Here is a 1,272-nt window from a genome sequence, read left to right as displayed (position 1 = left end):
CGCGCGCCCGCGGCGTCGGCGCCGCCCGCGGACGGCGCCCCCGGGTGCCGGTCGCGCGGCGGCGCGGTCTCGATGAGGATCTGCGACAGCACGCTGGTGGGCGTGACCCCGTCGAACTCGGCCTCGGGATCCAGCAGCAGGCGATGCGCGAGCACGGGCTCGGCGAGCGCCTTCACGTCGTCCGGCACCACGTAGTGCCGGCCGTCGGCGGCGGCCCAGGTGCGCGACGCGCGCAGCAGCGCGAGGGCGCCCCGGACGCTCGCGCCGAGCCGCACCTCGGGCGCCGTGCGGGTCGCGTCGACGAGGCGGACGACGTAGTCCGCCACCGCGGGATCCACGTGCACGGTCTGCGCGCGCTCCTGCATCGCCCGCACGGCCGCGGCCGAGGCGACGGGCTCGAGGGTCACGTCGTGGGCGCTCACGGCCGAGCCCTGCAGGATCCGCAGCATCGACTCGTGGTCGGGGTACCCGATGGAGGTGCGCAGCAGGAAGCGGTCGAGCTGCGCCTCGGGCAGCGCGTACGTGCCCGCCTGCTCGACGGGGTTCTGCGTGGCGATGACCATGAACGGCTCGCCCACGTCGTGCGGCGTGCCGTCGACCGTGACGCGGCCCTCCTCCATCACCTCGAGGAGGGCCGACTGGGTCTTCGGGCTCGCGCGGTTGATCTCGTCGGCCAGCACGATGCTCGCGAACACGGGACCGCGGTGGAACTCGAACTCGCCCGTCCGCTGGTCGTAGACGCTGACGCCCGTGATGTCGCCGGGCAGCACGTCCGGCGTGAACTGCACCCGGCTGTGGGTCCCGTCGACGGTCTGGGCCATGGCGCGCGCGAGCGAGGTCTTGCCCGTGCCCGGCACGTCCTCGAGGAGGAGGTGCCCGCCCGTGACCATGGCCGTGAAGGCGAGCCGCACCACGTGCGACTTGCCGAGCAGCACCTGCTCCACGCTGCGCACCAGGCGCGCGAACTCGTCCTGGAAGGCGCGGGCCTCGTCGGCGGTCATCGTCATGGGGGCGTGCCTCTCGGGTGCGGCCGCCGTCTCCGGCGTGCGGGCCGCGGGTCCGGCCGTCATCCGCGGTGGGCGTACGTGTACAGGGTGCCCGAGTTGGCGGTCACGCGCACCTCGAGGATCCGCTCGCCGGTCCCGGGGATCGCGCAGGAGCCGGCGGCACCGGACGACGCGTCGGTCCAGGCGCCCTGGCCGCCGCAGCGCAGCTCGCTCCGCGCGTAGCCGCCGCCCGCCCCGACGTCCGCCGATCCGACGAGCGTGCCGC

The 1,272-nt window shown here is 75.3% G+C and carries 2 protein-coding genes; both read right to left on the bottom strand.

What is annotated here, in order from left to right:
- Nucleotides 1-1,007 (bottom strand): MoxR family ATPase (locus Q6969_RS15745; protein WP_317231283.1); only part of this gene is annotated, 1,007 nt, incomplete at its 3' end.
- Between the two features lie 59 nt (nucleotides 1,008-1,066).
- The coding region (locus tag Q6969_RS15740; protein ID WP_317231282.1) for a hypothetical protein at nucleotides 1,067-1,272 on the bottom strand (206 nt) is incomplete at its 5' end.

The organism is Clavibacter sp. MX14-G9D (genome assembly GCF_032917815.1).
GTDB lineage: Bacteria > Actinomycetota > Actinomycetes > Actinomycetales > Microbacteriaceae > Clavibacter > Clavibacter michiganensis_K.
Note: the sequence above shows the minus strand (reverse complement) of the source record. Positions and strands in the feature narration are given on the sequence as shown.